Consider the following 17,758-nt stretch of genomic DNA (forward strand, 5'->3'; position numbering starts at 1 on the left):
CGCGTGGCGTCAGATCCCGGCGACCTTGGCGCTCGCCGACAGCTCGTAGACCAGGGTGACGGTACGGCGGCCGCCGGGCGGGAGCCCGACCTCCCAGCGCGCGACGCCGTCGGCGTCGACCGCGGCGGGCTCGGGGGAGCAGGCCTCCTTGAGCAGGCGCACCTCCACCGCCGAGACCTCCGAGACCGGGATCCGTTCCCGTACGACGACCACCCGTTCGCCCTCCTCCGCCGGTGCGGAGAACCGTGACAGGTGCACGCGGACCGTACGGGTGACCACGGTGCGCTGGGTGATCCCGGCGGTCGTCCGGGACTCCTCGGCCTCCCGGACCACGCTGTGGTCGTCGCAGCTGCCGAAGGCCAGCACGACCGGGGCGCCGGGCGCGGTGAAGTCCAGCGTGCCGCGGCCGCCGAACCCGCCCGTACGGACCAGGTCCACCGGCCCGGCGAGCAGCGCGTGGCCGGAGCCGTTGCGGAACCGCACCACCCGGGTGACCAGCGGGGACAGCTCCGGCGAGCAGGCGTACTCGCTGCGCGCGGGCGCGGTGAACGCGGACAGCGACACCCGGTGGGCGCGCCCGTCACCGGGTACGGAGACCGGTGCGGGCGCGCCCAGCACCCGCGCCTCTCCACCGTCGTCCACCCCCGGCAGGCCGAGCACCGGGGCCGGGCCGATGTCCCCGATCGCCTCCTCGCGCAACTCGACGTCGACCGTGCGGCGTTCGGCGGGGGTGCGGTCGCCCAGCGTCAGCCGGTCCTCGCCGAGCCGCGGAGGGTCGGTGGCCAGCGCCGACCGGGCCGTCGACAGGGTCAGCCGTACGCCGGACCAGTCCTCTCCGGTGCGCTGCCAGACCATCGCGTCGGTCTCCAGCGTGAGCGAGTCGCCGCCGAGCACGGCCCGGTAGGCGGGCCGCCACAGCGCGCACGGGGTGAGGTGGCTCAGGCGCAGCCGGGCCGGGCCTGCCGCCGCGGCGTCCACGGTCAGCTCGACATGGCCGAGCAGCTCGGCGGGCGGCGTCTCGGAGCGGGCCATGGCCCGGCGGACCTCGCCGAGTTCGGTGTCGAGCGCCATCAATCGGGCCTCGGCCGACCAGAGCCGCTGACCGAACTCCTCGCGCTCGCCGTCCACCCGGTCCAGCTCGCGGGCCCAGCGGGGCCCGTCGCTCTCTCCGGAACCGGCACCTTCGCCGATGTCCCGCAGCAGATCGGCCGCGAGCCGGCCGAGCAGGCCGAGGCGGGCGTGCAGCCGCTCGCGCCGCTGCTCCACGGCGTGCCGCTCGTCCTCCAGTTCGTGCAGGCGGCGGCGCAGTGCGGAGTCGTCGGGGGACGGGAGCGGTCCGCCGGGCGTCCAGGTGCGCACCAGCCGTACGTCGAGCACGGTCGCCGGGTGATCGGCGTCCAGCTCGGCATGGAGGCTGCGGTCGACGGCCAGTGCGCTGACCGGCCCGAGACGCAGCCGCTGGACTCCGGCCCGGAGGTCGAGCAGGGCGGTGCGCTCGACGTGGGCCCGGTCCTCCAGGCAGGTCACGGCGGTGACGGGGAGGGCTATCGGCATGGGGGCCGTGGACATGGCTGTGTCAGCTCCTGCGGTTGCCGCCGACCAGGCCCTTGCCGGCCGGGATGCGGATCTCGTAGCCGCCGTCGAGGGCGGTGGTGGCGCCGGCCGGCAGGTCCACCCGCCAGACGCGGGTTCCCGGGGCGTGGTGCTCGGGTCCGGTGCCCTCCTCGGGCGCCGTCCAGCCGGCACGCTCCTCGATCCGGACGTCCGGCTCGGTGGTGACCGGTACCCGCTCGCGGACCTCGACCGTGACGGGCCCGGCGAGCCGGTTGGCCAGCTCCACGTGGACGCGGTGGTCCAGCACGGTGGTGTTGCCCCGCAGGCCGGCGGTCGACTCGTGCAGGTTCGTGCGGCGGGTGACCCCGATGCCCTCGGCCGGACCGAGCCCCACCCGGCGGACCGCGCCGGGGGCGAGCGTGGGCAGGGCGGCGGTCAGCAGGAACTCTTCGTCGACGGTGACCTCCACCGGACCGGCCAGCAGGGCCTGGTCGGTGGCGTTGGAGAGCACCAGCGTCGCGTACACGGTCTGCTCCACGGACGGCACGCAGAGGTACTCGGTGCGCAGACCGACCGGAATCTCGCCGACGGTGACGGTGTGCCAGGTGCCGTCCGAGGGAACGTCGGCGCGGGCGGCGGCGTCGAAGCGGTGGTCGAAGGAGCCCGCCGACTCACGGGGACGTACGGCGTGTCCGGGCAGCGGCAGCGCCGCCACCGCCTCGGCGCGGCGCCGGTGTTCGGCCGCGACCGGGTCGAAGGGGGCGTCCGGGAACAGCCGGCCCTGGCGGCCGCCCTGTTCACCGGGGCCGGACAGGACGAGGGATGCGTAGTCGAGCTCGGCACCGCTCGGGCGCGGCGGACCGGCCGGCGGCGCCGGTGGCGGCGGTGGCGGGGCCCCGCCGGGAGCCGCGGGGGCCACCGGGGCGGCGGCGGGCGCGGCGAAGGTTCCGCCGCCGGCCGGCCTGCCCGCGGCCCGTGACCGGCTCGGCGGGGAGGGGGCGGCGGCGCCGAAGGTCTGGGGCTGCAGGCCGTCCGCGCCGCCCGGCGCCGGGAACGAGGCCGGAGGAGCTCCGTAACCCAGGGGTGCCGGCGGCGGTGCCGAAACCGGTACGGGCGCGGGTACGGGCGCCGAAGGCGCCGGAGGCGGAACGGATCCGAGTGCGGAACCGGCCCCGGCGGCCGGATGTGCAGCGGGTACCGGGGCCGGCGCGGCCGGTCGGGGGCCGGCGGCCTCGTAACCCGCGAACAGGTCGGCGAGCCCCGCCGGAGGCTCGCGCCAGCCGGACGGCGCGGGCGCGGCCTGGCGGCGTCCGATCCGCAACGAGCGCAGCTTCGGCAGGTCGGTGCGGCGCCGCAGGTCCGCGGTGGCCAGGGCGACGCGCACGCCGGTCCAGTCCTCACCGGTGCGCTGGGCGACCGAGGCGCGCAGGAGGAGACGGCCGGCGCCCTCGCCCTGCCGGTGGGTGAGACGGTAGGCCGGGACCCAGACGGCGCCGGGCACCGCGTACTCCAGCTCCAGTACCAGCTCCACCTCGGATTCCGGCGCCGCTTGCTCCTCCGCTTCCGCTTGCGCCTGCGCGTCCTGCGCGCCGGAGGTGCGGACGAGCGTCAGCGCCGCGCAGACCGTGGTCTCCACGTGCGCCGACGGCGCGTCGGTGGAAGCGCGGGCGAGCCGGTCCGCGGCGACGGAGAGTTCGTGTTCGGCGCGGCGCCGCGCCTCGTCCAGTTCGGCGAGCCGTGCGTGCAGCCGTACCAGCCGGGCGTCGACGAACTCCGCGAGCTCCAGCCACGCGTCGACGGGGGTCCGGCGGTGCGGATCCCCGCGCCTGCGCTCGGGCGGCACCGGGTGCAGGGCCCTGACCTCCTCGATCAGGCCCAGTTGCCGCTCCCGGCGGCCCTGCGTCGCCGCACACTCCTCGCGCAGCCGTACGACCTCGCGGCGCAACGCGTCGGGCACGCCCGAGCCGAGGGGCTCGGCCTCGACCTCCACCCGGGAATCGGTGACGCGCACTCCCGGAGCGTTCAGAACACGGACCCGCAGGGAGCCCGGGTCCACGGAACGAGGCAGTCCGCTCACCCGCACCCGGCCGTCCGATGGCATGCCGCCGCGCACCAGGCGGCGGCAGACCGCCCCCTGCGCGTACACCACGACCGAATCGAGGGTCGAACCCCAGGTCCGTGCCGTCTTGTTCGCCATATGTCCCGCCCCCGTCGCGCTCGTGCTCAGCGAAGCCTACGCCCGCAGGTCGTGCGGCCGTTGCCGGAACCCTTGACGGCCGTTCGGGGCCCTCACATACTGACGGCCAAATCGATTTGGCCAAATCGATTTGGCTCCCCGTCCAGGGCCGGATCGCGGCTGAACCCGTACGTATCGAACGCCGATCGGAGCTCGAACGTGTCAAGCCCCCGCCACACCCTCCCCGGTGCCCACCAGCCCCCGGCGCCGCAGCCGACCGGTTCCCGCACCGCCGGCCCCGAAGACGGCCCCGAAGACGCCGGACCCGAGGGTCCCCGCCCCGAAGACGGCCGCTCCGAAGACGGCATGTCCGAAGCCGCCCGCCCCGAGGCTCACCCGACCGACGGCGTCCACCCCGTCGACGAGTCCCGCCCCCTCGGCCGGATCCTCCTCTTCGGCATCCAGCACGTCCTCGTCATGGCGGCCACGCCGATCTCGGCGATCTTCCTGATGAGCGCCACCCTCCGCCTCGACCCGCACCTGACCGTCGACCTCCTCTCCGCGGCCTTCGTCCTCTCCGGAGTCGGCTCCCTCATCCAGTCGCTCGGGCCCTGGAAGTTCGGCCCCCGGCTCCCGTTCGTGATGCTGCCGGGCGGCGCGCCCCTCGTCCTCTTCCTCGCCATCGCCGAGCAGCACGGCCTGCGCACGGCCACCGGGGCGGTCATCCTCACCGCGCTCTTCTCCTTCGTCGTCCTCCCCGTCTTCTCGCGGCTGCTGGCCTTCTTCCCCGCCCTCGTCATCGGCACGATGATCGTCATCGTCGGCGTCAACCTGGTGAAGGTCGGGGCCGTCCTCGTCACCGGCCGTCCCGGCGAGCCGGGCTTCGCCGACCCCGTGAACCTCGGGCTCGGCATGGCCACGATCGGCTTCACCGTCGTCTGCTACCTGCTGTGCACCGGCGTCCTGCGCCAACTCGCCGTCATGCTGGGCCTGCTCGCCGGCACCGCGTTCGCGGCGGTCCTCGGCGCCGTCGACCTCGGCCGCGCCGCCGGGGGCGGCCTGTTCAACGCGCCGCAGCCGCTGCCCTTCGGCTCACCGCGGTTCGACCTCGTCGCCGCGCTGCCGCTGATGCTCTACAGCCTCGCCTCCATGGCGGAGGCCACCGGCCAGACCGTCATCAACGCCGAGGCCGTGGGCAAGGAGATCGACCGGCGCACCGCCGTCCCCCGGACCATCCGGGGCGACGCGCTCACCTCCCTCGCCGGCGGCTTCCTCGGACTGCCGCTGATGGTGACCAGCGGCGAGAACATCGGGATCGTCCGCGTCACCGGCGTGCGCAGCCGCTTCGTCACCGCCGCGGCAGGCCTCGTCCTCATCGCCGCCGGCTTCCTCGCGCCCGTGACCCGCGCCATCAGCGTCATCCCGCCCGCCGTCATCGGCGGCACGGCCGTGGTGGTCTTCGCCGTCATCACGGTGCTCGGGATCCAGCTGCTCGGCCGCTCGGACCTCGACCGGCACGCCAACACCTTCGTCTGCGCCGTCGCCCTCGCGCTCGGCCTGCTGCCCATCCTCGTCCCCGGCGTGTACGCGGGCTTTCCGCCGAACCTCCGCATCCTCCTGGAGAGCGGCGTCGCCGTCGGCGCGTTCACGGCCGCCCTGCTCCATTTCCTCTTCCACCACGTCAGGCCCGGTGTCGCCGCGCGCCTTGCCGTGGCCCGTACGGAAAGCGACCGATGAACCAGCCCACCCCCGACCTCACCCCCGACCTCACCCCCGGCCTCACTCGCGAACTCCTCGGCGGGGCCGGCCCCTTCCTCCTCGTACCCGACGCCGTGCTGCTGCCCGAAGGCCCCGCCGACGGCACGGCCGTCGTCGTCGCCGACGGCCGGTTCCAAGCCGTGGGCCCCGCCGAGGAGCTGGGGCGCACCCATCCGCGGCTCGACCCCGTCCGGCTGCCCGGCCATCTCCTGATGCCCGGCTTCGTCGACGCCCACCACCACCTCACGCAGAGCTTCGGCTCCGCGCTCGCCTACGGGGAGCCCTCGGAGATCTTCCGCCGGGTCTGGGTGCCGCTGGAGGGCGCCCTGGACGAGGAGTCGGCGTACACGGCGGCCAAACTGGCGGCGCTCGAAGCGCTGCGCGGCGGGTTCACCACCGTCGCCGACGCCGGCAACCGCACCGGCGTGGACGTCGACGTCGTGGCCTCGGCCGCCCGCGACGCCGGCATCCGCTGCGTCCTGGGACTCGTCTGCGACGACGCCGCGACGGGCGAACCCCCGGTACCCGACTCCGTACTGGGCGCCGCGGTCAAGCACTTGGCCCGGTACGAAGGCGACCCGCTCGTCCACGCCTCCCTCGCCGTGTCCGTCCCCGAGGCGGCCACCGAGCCCACCCTCAGGGGCACCGCCGCCCTCGCCGCGGAAGCCGGGGCCACCGTGCAGATCCACGTGAACGAGCACCTGGCGGGCGTCGAACGATCGCTGGTGCGCCACGGCAGGCGCCCGCTCGAACACCTTCACCACATCGGCGCGCTCGGCCCACAGCTGCTCGCCGCGCACGCCACCCTGCTCACCCCACGCGAGCTGACCCTGCTCGCCGACACGGGGACGGCCGTCAGCTACAACCCCGTCGCCAGCGCCTGGAAGGGCAACGCCGTCGCCCCGGCCACCGCCATGGCCGATCGCGGCGTCCGCTTCGGGCTCGGCACCGACGGCACCCGGGGCGACGGGTTCCGGCTCGCCGACGCGGCCGAGTTCGCCCAGCGCATCGCGTACGGCCTCGCCACCGGCGACTCCTCGTGCGGCGCCGGGTGGACCTGGCTCGAACACGCCACGCGGGGCGGAGCCGACGCCGTGGGCCTCGGCGCCCGTACCGGCACCGTCGCCGCGGGCCCGGCCGCCGACTTCCTCCTCGTCGACGTCACCAACCCCGAACTCGCACTCTCCTGGGACCTGCCGTGGGAGCTGGTACGGCGAGGCAACCGCGACCAGATCACCGCCGTGTTCGTCGCGGGCCGGATGCGCCTGTGGCGCGGCCTGCCCACCGGATGGGACGGCCCCGCGCTCGTACGGCGAGCGGCCGAACTGGCGCGCGTCGCCGTGGAGGGGGCGCCCATCACCCGGGTCCACCCCACGTCCACGGCGGCCCGCGCCCGGGACACCGCGCGATGAGCGCCGCGACGCTGACGGCGCTCGCCCTGACCGTGGCCCTGGCCGCCTTCGTCCAGGGCAGCAGCGGGCTCGGCTTCGCCCTGATCGTCGCCCCGGTGGCGGGGATCCTCGACCCCGGCCTGCTCCCGGTGTTCGTGCTGGCGTCGATGATCCCGCTGAACCTGTACGTCGCCTGGCGCGAGCGGGCCGCGCTGGACCTGCGCGGCGCCGGCTGGATCACCGCCGCCCGGCTCGCCGCGACCCCCGGCGGCCTGGCCCTGCTCTGGCTGATCCCGGACCGCAGCCTGGGCCTGTTCGTGGGCGTCGCCACCGTCCTGGCGGCGGTGGCGAGTCTCGCCGCTCCCGCGTTCACCCCCGGCAGGGCCGCCTACGTCGGGGCGGGCGCCGTGACGGGGCTGACGGAGACCGCGACCGGCGTGGGCGGCCCGCCGCTCGCCCTGGTGTACCAGCACCGGCCGCCCGCCGAGCTGCGCGCCACCGTCGCCGTCTGCTTCCTCATCGGTGAAGTGGCCTCGCTGGCCCTGTTGTTCGCCACCGGGCAGGGCCGTGTCGGCGACCTGGGCCGGGCGCTCCTGCTGCTTCCGGCGATCGCCGCCGGGGCGTGGCTCAGCCGCTCGGTGCACCACCGCCTGGACGCCCGCAGGATGCGCGTGTTCGTCCTGGTGTTCGCCCTGGTCTCCGGTGTGGTCCTCATGCTGGGGGCCTGACCCGCAGCGAGGACGCCCGTACGACCAGCCGGGGCGCGGGCGCCACCACCGCCGGCACGCCCTCCGCGCCCCGCAGCCGTCCCAGCAGCAGCTCCACCGCGTCGGCCGCCGCCCGGTCCAGGTGCAGGTCGACGGCGGTGAGCAGCGGATCGCAGGTGCGGGCGCGCAGTCCGTCGTACCGGGTGACGACCATGACGTCGTCCGGTACGGTCCGCCCGCTGTCGCGGATCGCCCGGACCGCGCCCACGGCGAAGGCGTCCACCAGCGCGCAGACGGCGTCGGTCCCGGGATGCTCGGCGAGCAGGGCCGCGCAGCGCTCGTACCCGGCCTGCTCGCCGCCCGCCTCGGGGGCGGTGGCCACGACCGGCGGCCAGCCGTGCTCCGCGGCCATGCGTCCGTAGGCCTCGCGCGCGTCGACGGAGGAGTGCCGTTCGCCGGACCCGATGATCAGCGCCGGCCGTTCGGCGCCCTGCTCGCGCAGGTGGGCCAGGAGCATCTCGGCCACGAGCCCGCCGTGCAGGTCCACGTACGGAGCCTGCTCGTCCGGGGAGACGGGCCTGCCGAGCGCCACGTACGGCAGCCCGCGCTCGCGCAGCCGGGCCGTCGCGGGGTCGTTCACGTCCGGCTCGACGACGATCGCCCCGTCGATGTCGACGGAGTGCAGCCCGGAGCCGGACTGGACGGGCGGCACGAGGACGAGCGCGTAGTCGTGCAGCAGGGCGCTCTCGGCCGCGGCGGCGGCGATCTCCATGTAGAACCCGAGCCGCGAGGGCCCGCCGGCCACCGCGAACGGCATCGAGGAGGCGAGCGCGATGGCCTTGGCCTGCCCGTGCCGCAGCCGCTGGGCCCTGAGGTTGGGCCGGTATCCGAGCTCGGCGGCGACCTGCTTGATCCGCTCCCGGGTGCGCGGGTCGACCTTGCCGAGCCCGTTGAGGGCGTGCGAGACCGTCGTGCGCGACACCCCGGCGACCCGGGCGACATCGGCGATCGTCGGAGGCTTGGGACCGGGACCGGACGCGGGCATCTGCGCGGACTCCTCACGTGTTGCGGACGGGCGACCCCGTCATCCTCGCCGAACCGCCCGGCGGAAGCGCCCTGCGGGTCGGCCAATGATCGCCCGGGACCCGGTCCCGCGGCCGCGCGGGCGGGCTCCTTCACGCGCGTCACACGTCACGCGTCAACACGTCGCACATGGCGCGCATCACGCGTCAACACCTCACGCGCCCGTCCGGCGTGGCCGGGCGGGTCCTCTGTCGCGGCGGGGATCCACGGGCCACACTGGGGATTTCGGGGCGCGGCGCCCCGTCGCGAGGAGGTGGTGGGACGGTGTCGGGGACCCCGCAAGAGCAGCCCGCTCCGGTCGTGCGGCCCGAGGTGTGGGAGACGTACGGGCCGGCCGATCTCAGCGCCGTACCGGTGTTCGCCGGCGGGTTCATCAACTTCGGCTACTGGCAGGCGGTCGATCTCGAACGGCCGCTGTCCCAGGGGGACCGGATCCGCAGCGAGCGGGACCTCTACCGGCACGTGCTCGACGCCGTCGGTCCCGCGGGCGGCCGGGCCGTGGAGATCGGCTGCGGTCTCGGCCTCGGCTGCGCCCTCGCCCTGGAGGAGTACGGGCCCGCGGAGATGACCGGCGTGGACATCCACCCCCAGCAGCTCCGGCGGGCCCGCGAGGCGAACGCCCCCCTCCTCGAAGCCCGGCCGCCCCGGCTGCGCTTCGTGCTCGGGGCGGCGGAGAGCCTGCCGCTCGGCGACGCCGAGTTCGACTGCCTCTACAGCGTCGAGGCCGCCCAGCACTTCCCGGACCTGCCCGCGTTCGCCCGCGAGGCGGCGCGGGTCCTGCGCCCCGGCGGGCGGGTGGCGGTCGCCAGTTTCTTCAGCGTCGAGGGCGCGTCCGCCGCGGCGGAGCGGCTCGCGGGGCTGCTCGACTCGTTCGCCAGCGGCCTGGACATCGCCCGGCCCGTCTCCCGGCTCGACGAGGCCCTGGCGGACGCCGGTTTCACCGACGTACGGATCACCTCCATCGGTCCGCAGGTCTGGCCGGGCTGGGACCGGTGGCTCGCACGCCTCTGGGCTCCGGGCACCTGGCCCCGGAACTTCCACGCCGCCTGGGAGCAGCGGATCCTGGACTACTACCTGGTCACCGCCACCCGCCCGTAGCCCACCCGCGATAGGTAGGAAGTTCCCTACGTTTGACAGGTAGGAAATCACCTACCTATCGTGGAGTCATGGACATCAAGCACGCCTCCTTCGTCACGCTCCCCGTCACCGACCAGGAAAGGGCCCTCGCCTTCTACACCGGGGTCCTCGGATTCGAGGTCCGTGCGGACCGCCGGGTCGGCCCCGTGCGCTGGCTCCAGGTCGCCCCCGAGGGGGCCGAGACCGTCTTCACGCTCTCCGGCCCGGGCATGGGGGATTTCACGCCCGGCTCCACCCGGGGGATCATGTTGGTCACGGCTGACGTCGACGCCGACTGCGCGAAGCTCGTCGCGGCCGGGGTCGAGGTGAGCGGTCCGCAGGACGCCCCCTGGGGGCGGATGGCCGGCTTCCGCGACCCCGACGGCAACGGCCTCATGCTGGTCACGGAGAAGGAAGGCCGTTAGCCCCATGGTCACGACGGGTGTCGACGAAGACCGCGTGTTCGCCGCGCTCGCCAACGGCACCCGCCGCGAAGTGCTGCGCCTCCTGCGCGAGCGCGGCCCACAGCCCGTGCAGGCCCTCGCGGACCACTTCGACATGCGCCGTCCCAGCCTCTCGGAACACCTCAAGGTGCTCCGGGAGGCCGGGCTCGTATCCGAGGAACGCGCCGGACGGCAACGGATCTACCGGCTCGAAGCCGCCCCGTTGGCCGACGTCCAGGACTGGCTGCATCCATACGAGCGGTACTGGCGCGGCAGGCTGGGAGAGCTCGGAAGGCTCCTCGACCGCATGCCCGACGATGAGACATGACCCCTGAACCCGATCCGGATCCCGCGTCCGCGTCCGCGCCCGAACACGCCGCCGGGCCCCACGCGTACGACGGGCCCGGCGCGTACGACGGGCCCCACGCGTACGACGGGCCCCACGCGTACGACGACCTGACGAGCGTACGGGTCGACCAGTTCCTGCCCCACCCGCCCGCCAAGGTCTGGCGGGCCCTGACCGAGCCCGAGCTGATCGCCCAGTGGCTCATGCCGTGCGACTTCCGCCTGGAGGTCGGCCACCGCTACACGATGACGACCGCGCCCCGGCCCAACACCGGCTTCTCCGGCACCACGGCGGCGGAGGTCCTCGCTTTCGAGCCGGGCCGCATGCTCGCCGTCCGCTGGCAGGACGCCTCCGGCACGAACCGCGCGGACTGGACGATCACCTGGACCCTCGCCCCCGAGGGCCGCGGCACCCGCCTGTTCCTCGTCCACGAGGGCTTCGATCCGGACGACGACCTGCAGATGATGGCCCGCAAGATCATGGGGGGCGGCTGGCGGACCCACATCATGGACGCGCTGGTCCGGGTCGCCGGACAACTGTGACCGCAGGCGCATCCTTTGGGTCGTGTACTGCTCAAACTCACACACCTCACAGGTCACCTGGGTAGAGTCCGCGCGCAACACTGTCCATCGGAGGAGCCGTCATGTCCGCTCGGGAGATTCCCACCCTCAAGTCCCAGTACGCAGAGAAGGTCGCCGCCGACCTCGACCTGAACACCGGTGAGCAGCAACGCATTCGCGAAGAGATCACCTCCCTCCAGGAGCGCCTGGCCGGTCTGGAGCAGGACCACGCACTCCTCGTGGGGATGCGGGCGGCCCTCGGTGACGGCGTGACGGCGGTGCCCGCCCCGCGCACCGGCAGGAAGGCCGCGACGGCCACGGCCGCGACGACCGCCACCGCGAAGAAGGCGGCGCCCCGGAAGGCGGCCGTCAAGAAGCCGGCTGCCAAGAAGGCGACGGGCGGCAAGGCGGCCGCCGTGCGGGCCGCGGCGGAGAAGCCCGTGAAGGCGGCGCCGGAGAAGCCCGTGAAGCCCGTGAAGGCCGTGAAGGAGCCCGCCAGGGCGAAGGCCGTCGCCGCCAAGGAGAAGCAGGTCCCGTTGACCGAGCTGATCCACCGGCACCTGAGCGGCCAGGCGGAGCCGAAGACGGCTCGCGAGATCGCTCAGGCGCTGAAGGCCGCGGACCCGGACCGCGGAGTCAGCGACAACCTGGTGCGCACGACCACCGAGCGACTGGTGGCCCGCAGCCTGGCGGAGCGCGTCAAGCAGGGCGCGACCGTCTACTACACGGCCCTGCCGCACCACGGCGAGTCGGGTGCGGCCCCGGCCGTCGCCGACGGGGCGGCGGCCGGGACGGAGAAGGAGACGGAAAACACTCCGGCGCCGGCCACCGCCTGACCGGCCCGTACCGCGGCCGCCGCGAACGTGCCTCCCCGGGCCTGTCGGATCTTCCTGCGGCCCGGGGCGGGGCGAATGGGCCATTCGGGCGAGGTGGCCGCTCCCGCGTGTGACCTACCCTGGATCGCAATCACGGGTTCCGGGGGTCGAGCGCAAAGGAAGAGCGCGTCCATGGGCATCACCACCAGCAGTTCCGTGCGTCGTCGACGGGCGGGATCCGCCGCGGCGGGGACCGTCCTCGCCCTTCTCCTCGCGGCGGCCGGCACGCCGGCCTTCGCCGCCACGGACGGCTCGGCGGGGCGTTCCGGGGCCGGCTCCGAGCCGGCCCACGGCGCCACCGGGATCCCGCTGGGGATATCGCGGCTGGCCCAGGGCCCGGGCCGCGACGTCGCCATCACCATCGACGACGGTCCGGACCCCCGCTGGACCCCGCAGGTCCTCAAGGTGCTGAGGCAGAACCACGTCAAGGCCACCTTCTGCATGATCGGAACCAGGGCGCAGAAGTACCCGGAACTGGTGCGCCAGGTCGCCGCCGACGGGCACCAGCTGTGCGACCACTCCGTCGACCACGACGTGACGATGGACCACAAGCCCGTGGACTACCAGCGGCGGCAGATACTCGACGGCAAGGCCATGATCGAGAAGGCCGTGCCGGGCGTCGCCGTGAACTACTACCGCGCACCGGGCGGTGCCTTCACGCCCGACAGCCGTGCCATCGCCGCCGCGAGCGGGATGCGGCCGCTGGGCTGGAGCGTGGACCCCAAGGACTGGAGCCGTCCGGGCCTGCCGGCGATCGTCACCGCCCTGGAGGGCAAGCTGCCCCCGCAGCCGACCGTGCTCTTCCACGACGGCGGCGGCGACCGCAGCGAGACGGTCGCGGCGCTCAAGCAGTACCTGCCCTGGCTCGCGGGGCAGGGCTACCACTTCACCTTCCCGACCCGCACCACCCCGTAGGGCGCCGACGGGGCCCGGGCCCGGGCTCCGGTGCTCAGGCCGCGGGCTCCCGTACGTACACCCCCGCGCGCGCCGCCACCGCCGCGGCCCTCGCGGCGCGGTCGGCGTCGGCCTCGTCGAGCGGGAACGCCGTGGTCAGCAGGCGGTAGTAGAGGGGGGCGGACGTCGCCCGGATCACCTCGCGGGCGTCGGTGCCCTCGGGCACCTCGCCGCGGGCGGCGGCCTGTTCCACACAGGGGGCCCATTCGTCGACGCGGGCCGAGTAGAAGCCGTACAGCGCCTCCGCCGCCTTCGGGTCGGAGCCGGCCGCCGCCGCGATCACCGCCTTGAACAGCGCCCCCTGCCGCGCATCGGCCAGCGTCCGCCGCACCAGCCGGGCGTTGGCCGTCAGGTCCCCGAGGAGCGAGCCCGTCTCCGTGCGCGGTACGGACTGCTGCGCCATGTCGAGCAGGAGATCGGTCACGAGAGCGGTGACCGTCCCCCAGCGGCGGTAGACGGTCGTCTTCCCCACTTCCGCGCGGCGCGCGATGTCGGCGAGGTCGAGATGGGCGAAGCCCTGTTCGGCCAGGACGTCCGCGGTGGCGCCCAGCACCGCCGCGCGTACCCGCGCCGTACGCCCCCCGGGCCGGGCGGTCCCCGGATCGGACGCGGCTTCCGTGAACTCCATAACGGGACTCCAGTTCCATTAACCGTCTCGCGTTGCTACGCTGAGGCCATCTTAACGGAACCACAGCCCCATTAGCTGGGTGCGTGAGAGGGGATTCGTCATGGAGTACAGGCGACTGGGTGCGTCCGGGCTTCAGGTTTCGGCCCTCAGCTTCGGCGCCGGGACCTTCGGCGGGCGGGGGCCGCTCTTCGGGGCCTGGGGCAGCACGGGCGTGGCGGAGGCGCGTCGCCTCGTGGACATCTGCATCGATGCCGGCATCACGATGTTCGACACCGCCGACGTCTACTCCGACGGCGCGTCGGAGGAGGTGCTGGGGGCCGCCCTCAAGGGCCGCCGCGACCAGGTGCTCATCTCCACCAAGGCGGGCCTGCCCACGAGCGACGCCCCCGGCGACGCGGGCACCTCCCGGTCCCGCCTGATCGCTTCCGTCGACAAGGCGCTGCGCCGCCTCGACACGGACTACATCGACCTCTTCCAGCTGCACGCCTTCGACGCCGGCACTCCCGTGGAGGAGGTGGTCTCGGCCCTCGACGACCTGGTCCGGGCGGGGAAGATCCGCCACCTCGGCGTCTCCAACTTCTCCGGCTGGCAAACGATGAAGTCCCTCGCCACCGCCGACCGCCGCGGCCGGGAGCGCTACGTCGCCCACCAGGTCTACTACTCCCTCGTCGGCCGCGACTACGAGTGGGAGCTGATGCCGCTCGGACTCGACCAGGGGCTCGGGGCGATCGTCTGGAGCCCCCTCGGGTGGGGGCGGCTCACCGGCAAGATCCGCCGGGGCCGGCCGCTGCCCGCCGGCAGCAGGCTGCACGAGACCGCCGAGTTCGCGCCGCCGGTCGAGGACGAACACCTCTACCGGGTGGTGGACGCCCTCGACGGGATCGCCCGGGAAACCGGCAAGGCGATTCCACAGATAGCCCTGCGCTGGCTGTTGCAGCGGCCGACCGTGTCCTCCGTCATCATCGGTGCGCGGGGCGAGGAGCAGCTGCGGCAGAACCTCGGGGCCGTGGGTTGGACGCTCGACCCGGAGCACATGGCGAGGCTCGACCGGGCCAGCGCCCGCCCGGCCCCCTACCCCCATTTCCCCTACCACCGTCAGCCGGGCTTCGCCCGCCTCAACCCCCCGGTGTTCCAGGCGCACTGACGACGGGCTCCGGGTCAGGGGGTGCGGACGGCCGTGAGCAGACGGGCGCAGCGGGCGCTCATGTCCCGGGCGGACTGGTCGGGGTGGGCGATCCACCAGCCCATGAGGGCGCTGACGGTGCCCGTCCACACGTGTTTCAGGGCGTCGGCGTCGAGGGGGTCCTCGTTGCCGTGGCCGCTCAGCAGGGCGGCGGTGCCCGTCGCGGCGAGCGCGTCGATGGCCTCGCGGTGCCGCTGGGCGGCGAGACGCAGCTCGGATCCCGGCGGCAAGGTCCGGTCGTAGAGGACGAACCAGGCGTGGCGCCGCTTTTCGAGGGCCGTGAAGAGCCCGCTGAGGACGGCGTGGGGGAGCCGCTCCCCGGCCGCGGTGGCCGCTGCGCCGGCCATCGCCGTGTCGATGGCCTCGATGACGCGGGTGGCGGTGCGTTCGAGGCAGGCGAGGTAGAGCCCGTCCTTCGAGTCGAAGTAGGCGTAGAGCATCGGCTTGGTCACGCCCACCCGGGCGGCGATCGCCGCCATCGATGCGGAGGCGTGTCCGTGCCGGCCGAACTCCTCCACCGCGGCGGCGAGGATCTGCTCCTCGCGCTCGGCGCGCGGTACGCCCTTCGTCCCGGCCGGTCGGCCCCGGCGCCTGCCCGGCGGGGGCGGGGCGGCGGGGAGTGCGGCCGGTTCCGCACCGGTGCTTGTGGAATCCATGAGGTGAACTATACGGTGAAGTAAATTACCAAGCGGTAAATTACCGAAGGGTTATATCTCCATGGCCGAGACCGCACCCGCCGCGCCCTCCGCCCCCGCCTCCGGCGCCCCGCCCCGCCCGCGCCGCTCCTGGTGGGGCTGGGGCGTCGCGGACAAGGCCCTGCCCGACAGCGAGTGCGTCGCGCTCGGCGCGCTGGTCCCCGGAGCGGCCGGCACCCCGCTGCCCGTGCCCGACGTCCGGTCCGTCGAGCTGCCGAAGCCCAGGGTCGCCCCGCCCTCCTCCCTCGCACACCTGATGTCCGACACCCCGCTGGACCGTGCCTCGCACACCTACGGCAAGGCCTACCGCGACGTCGTACGGGCTCTGCGCGGCGAACTCGGTGCGGCTCCCGACCAGGTCGCCTTCCCCCGCAGCGAGCAGGACGTCGTGGACGTGCTCGACTGGGCCGCGGGCGCGGACGTGGTCGTCGTGCCGTACGGGGCGGGCAGTTCCGTGGTCGGGGGAGTGGAGTACCGCGGGGACCGGCGGGGCGGTGTGGTCTCGCTGGACCTCGCCGGCCTGGACCGCGTACTCGACATCGACACCGCCAGCAGGGCGGCGCGGATCCAGGCGGGCGTGCTCGGGCCCGACCTCGAAGCCCGGTTGCGCCCGCACGGGCTGACCCTGCGCCACTTTCCCCAGAGCTTCGAGTTCTCCACCCTCGGCGGCTGGCTGGCGACCCGGGCGGGCGGCCACTACGCCACGCTCCTCACCCACATCGACGATCTGACCGAATCCCTGCGCGTGGTCACCCCGGTCGGGGTCAACGAGTCGCTGCGTGTGCCCGGTTCGGGTGCGGGGCCCTCCCCCGACCGGCTGTTCCTGGGATCGGAGGGCACGCTCGGAGTGATCACCGAGGCGTGGATGCGGCTCCAGGACCGGCCCCGCCACAAGGCCTCCGCCTCGTTCGTGTTCGGCGATTTCAAGGCCGCGGCCGCGGCGGTGCGCGCCATCGCGCAGTCGGGGCTGAACCCGGCCAACTGCCGGCTGCTCGATCCGGGCGAGGCGGCGCTCGCGGGCGTGGCCGGCGGCGGCCGGAGCGTACTCGTCCTCGGAGTGGAGTCCGCGCACGTCCCCGTCGCCGACCGGCTCGCCGAACTGGGCGCCTTGGCGCGGGACCACGGCGGTTCGCCGGCCGGAGGCACGGGCGCGGAATCCGCCGCCCGCCCCGCCGACGACACTGCGGCCGGCGCGTGGCGCTCCGCGTTCCTGCGCATGCCCTACCTGCGCGACGGACTCGCGCGGATGAGCGTGATCAGCGAGACCTTCGAAACGGCCTGCACCTGGGACCGTGTCGACGCCCTGTACGAGGCCGTGCACCGGGACCTGGGCGCCGTCGTGCGCGAGGTCACCGGTGCCGAGGGGATGATCAACTGCCGTTTCACCCACGTCTACCCCGACGGCGCCGCCCCCTACTTCACCGTCATCGCCCCCGCGAGGCGGGGCGCCGAGGTCGCGATGTGGGACGAGATCAAGTCCGCCGCGATGGAGGTGCTCGGCGCGCACGGGGCGACCGTCACCCACCACCACGCCGTCGGGCGGGACCACCGGCCCGGCTACGACCGGCAGCGCCCGGAGCCGTTCGCCCGGGCGCTGCGGGCCGCGAAGGACGCGCTCGACCCGGCGGGGATCCTCAACCCCGGAGTGCTCTTCGACGGGGAGCGGAGCTGAGCCGGGCCGACGGCGCTGCGCGGCGGGATCAGAACGAGAAGGCGGCGTTCCCGTTGAGGGTCGCGGACATCGTGCACGCGTTGGAGAAGGTGTGCTTCCAGGAGATGCGGCCGCCCTTCCAGACGCCGTCCGCGGTGATGGTGACGGGGTCGTAGTGCATCGGACAGGCCCGGCCGCGGTCCGGAGCCGCCAGCAGCTGGTTGAGGCTGCCGCCGGTGGCGGCGAGGGCCGCGCAGGCCCCCTGCGGGTCGGGGTGCGTGCCCTGGGCGGTCGGTGCGCAGCTGAGGGTGACCGCACGTGAGACGGCCGCGTCGTCCCCTCCGGGGGCGACCGCGAGGACCACGGCGGACGGGGCGTACAGGCTCGCGGGCTGTGCCTCGGCGATCCCGGTGGCCCCGGCGAGGGGGAGGAGGGCGGCGGCGGTGACAGCAGCGATGCGGTGACGCACGACAGTACTCTCTTTCAATTCGAAGGGTGGATGCAGCATTTGGCTGCGGTGTATCGGCTTGACGACGTTGAGTCTTGCTGGTGCGAAGGTCGTGCGCACATCGAGGACCGATTTACGGACACGACGTTCGATTACCGGCGACCGAACGGTCGTTCTGCCAGCTCACCCC

General features: G+C 74.2%; 17 protein-coding genes. 11 read left to right on the forward strand and 6 right to left on the reverse strand.

Annotated features, from left to right (window positions below; translation table 11 throughout):
• Positions 1-9: 9 nt before the first annotated feature.
• Both AB0M92_RS22480 and AB0M92_RS22485 read right to left on the reverse strand, forming a co-directional pair.
• Positions 10-1,569: a mucoidy inhibitor MuiA family protein gene (locus tag AB0M92_RS22480; RefSeq protein ID WP_366104044.1), complete on the reverse strand. Its 1,560-nt coding sequence runs from the start codon at positions 1,567-1,569 to the stop codon at positions 10-12.
• 7 nt (positions 1,570-1,576) lie between these two features.
• Positions 1,577-3,751 carry a DUF4139 domain-containing protein gene (locus AB0M92_RS22485; protein ID WP_366104045.1) on the reverse strand — a complete coding sequence of 725 codons (2,175 nt, stop codon included), beginning with the start codon at positions 3,749-3,751 and terminating at the stop codon, positions 1,577-1,579.
• Positions 3,752-3,949: 198 nt separating this feature from the next.
• Between AB0M92_RS22485 and AB0M92_RS22490 the strand changes: the two genes are divergently transcribed.
• From AB0M92_RS22490 to AB0M92_RS22500, 3 genes are read left to right on the forward strand one after another with little or no spacing between them, the layout of a single operon-like run.
• Complete coding sequence (locus tag AB0M92_RS22490) at positions 3,950-5,467, forward strand: uracil-xanthine permease family protein (protein ID WP_366104046.1); 1,518 nt, start codon at positions 3,950-3,952, stop codon at positions 5,465-5,467.
• On the forward strand, positions 5,464-6,900 hold the full coding sequence (locus tag AB0M92_RS22495; protein ID WP_366104047.1) for an amidohydrolase family protein: 1,437 nt from the start codon (positions 5,464-5,466) through the stop codon (positions 6,898-6,900). The genes AB0M92_RS22490 and AB0M92_RS22495 overlap by 4 nt, the downstream gene beginning before the upstream one ends.
• Positions 6,897-7,607: a sulfite exporter TauE/SafE family protein gene (locus AB0M92_RS22500; protein ID WP_366104048.1), complete on the forward strand. Its 711-nt coding sequence runs from the start codon at positions 6,897-6,899 to the stop codon at positions 7,605-7,607. Before AB0M92_RS22495 ends, AB0M92_RS22500 begins: the two co-directional genes overlap by 4 nt.
• Here AB0M92_RS22500 and AB0M92_RS22505 read toward each other — a convergent pair.
• The gene (locus AB0M92_RS22505) at positions 7,591-8,631 is read right to left on the reverse strand and encodes a substrate-binding domain-containing protein (protein WP_366104049.1); all 1,041 of its coding nucleotides are present in this window, start codon (positions 8,629-8,631) and stop codon (positions 7,591-7,593) included. The genes AB0M92_RS22500 and AB0M92_RS22505 overlap by 17 nt on opposite strands.
• A gap of 302 nt (positions 8,632-8,933) precedes the next feature.
• Between AB0M92_RS22505 and AB0M92_RS22510 the strand changes: the two genes are divergently transcribed.
• The 6 genes from AB0M92_RS22510 to AB0M92_RS22535 all read left to right on the forward strand — a co-directional run bounded on the left by AB0M92_RS22510 (position 8,934) and on the right by AB0M92_RS22535 (position 12,924).
• Positions 8,934-9,767: a methyltransferase domain-containing protein gene (locus AB0M92_RS22510; RefSeq protein ID WP_366104050.1), complete on the forward strand. Its 834-nt coding sequence runs from the start codon at positions 8,934-8,936 to the stop codon at positions 9,765-9,767.
• A 68-nt stretch (positions 9,768-9,835) separates the two neighbouring features.
• Positions 9,836-10,210, forward strand: coding sequence for a VOC family protein (locus AB0M92_RS22515; RefSeq protein ID WP_366104051.1), 375 nt, complete (start codon positions 9,836-9,838; stop codon positions 10,208-10,210).
• A 4-nt stretch (positions 10,211-10,214) separates the two neighbouring features.
• Positions 10,215-10,556: a metalloregulator ArsR/SmtB family transcription factor gene (locus AB0M92_RS22520; RefSeq protein WP_366104052.1), complete on the forward strand. Its 342-nt coding sequence runs from the start codon at positions 10,215-10,217 to the stop codon at positions 10,554-10,556.
• Positions 10,553-11,116: an SRPBCC domain-containing protein gene (locus AB0M92_RS22525; protein ID WP_366104053.1), complete on the forward strand. Its 564-nt coding sequence runs from the start codon at positions 10,553-10,555 to the stop codon at positions 11,114-11,116. The genes AB0M92_RS22520 and AB0M92_RS22525 overlap by 4 nt, the downstream gene beginning before the upstream one ends.
• A gap of 101 nt (positions 11,117-11,217) precedes the next feature.
• Positions 11,218-11,970, forward strand: a complete 753-nt coding sequence (locus AB0M92_RS22530; protein WP_366104054.1) for a hypothetical protein — start codon at positions 11,218-11,220, stop codon at positions 11,968-11,970.
• Between the two features lie 171 nt (positions 11,971-12,141).
• Entirely contained in the window at positions 12,142-12,924 is a 783-nt protein-coding gene (locus AB0M92_RS22535) for a polysaccharide deacetylase family protein (RefSeq protein ID WP_366104055.1), read from the forward strand.
• A 34-nt stretch (positions 12,925-12,958) separates the two neighbouring features.
• Here AB0M92_RS22535 and AB0M92_RS22540 read toward each other — a convergent pair whose 3' ends face one another.
• On the reverse strand, positions 12,959-13,591 hold the full coding sequence (locus AB0M92_RS22540; RefSeq protein WP_366104056.1) for a TetR/AcrR family transcriptional regulator: 633 nt from the start codon (positions 13,589-13,591) through the stop codon (positions 12,959-12,961).
• A gap of 100 nt (positions 13,592-13,691) precedes the next feature.
• Here AB0M92_RS22540 and AB0M92_RS22545 point away from each other — a divergent pair, with 100 nt between their 5' ends.
• On the forward strand, positions 13,692-14,735 hold the full coding sequence (locus AB0M92_RS22545; RefSeq protein ID WP_366104057.1) for an aldo/keto reductase: 1,044 nt from the start codon (positions 13,692-13,694) through the stop codon (positions 14,733-14,735).
• 14 nt (positions 14,736-14,749) lie between these two features.
• Here the strand turns inward: AB0M92_RS22545 and AB0M92_RS22550 are convergent, their stop codons facing one another.
• A complete protein-coding gene (locus AB0M92_RS22550) occupies positions 14,750-15,430 on the reverse strand; it encodes a TetR/AcrR family transcriptional regulator (protein ID WP_366104058.1) in 681 nt (226 codons plus the stop codon).
• 61 nt (positions 15,431-15,491) lie between these two features.
• On the opposite strand from AB0M92_RS22550, the gene AB0M92_RS22555 reads away from it, so the two are divergent.
• Positions 15,492-17,141 carry an FAD-binding oxidoreductase gene (locus AB0M92_RS22555; protein ID WP_366104060.1) on the forward strand — a complete coding sequence of 550 codons (1,650 nt, stop codon included), beginning with the start codon at positions 15,492-15,494 and terminating at the stop codon, positions 17,139-17,141.
• 28 nt (positions 17,142-17,169) lie between these two features.
• Here the strand turns inward: AB0M92_RS22555 and AB0M92_RS22560 are convergent, their stop codons facing one another.
• A complete protein-coding gene (locus AB0M92_RS22560) occupies positions 17,170-17,589 on the reverse strand; it encodes a subtilase-type protease inhibitor (RefSeq protein ID WP_366104061.1) in 420 nt (139 codons plus the stop codon).
• Positions 17,590-17,758: the final 169 nt, after the last annotated feature.

Source organism: Streptomyces sp. NPDC051582, from assembly GCF_040681715.1.
In the GTDB taxonomy this organism is placed as follows: Bacteria; Actinomycetota; Actinomycetes; order Streptomycetales; family Streptomycetaceae; genus Streptomyces.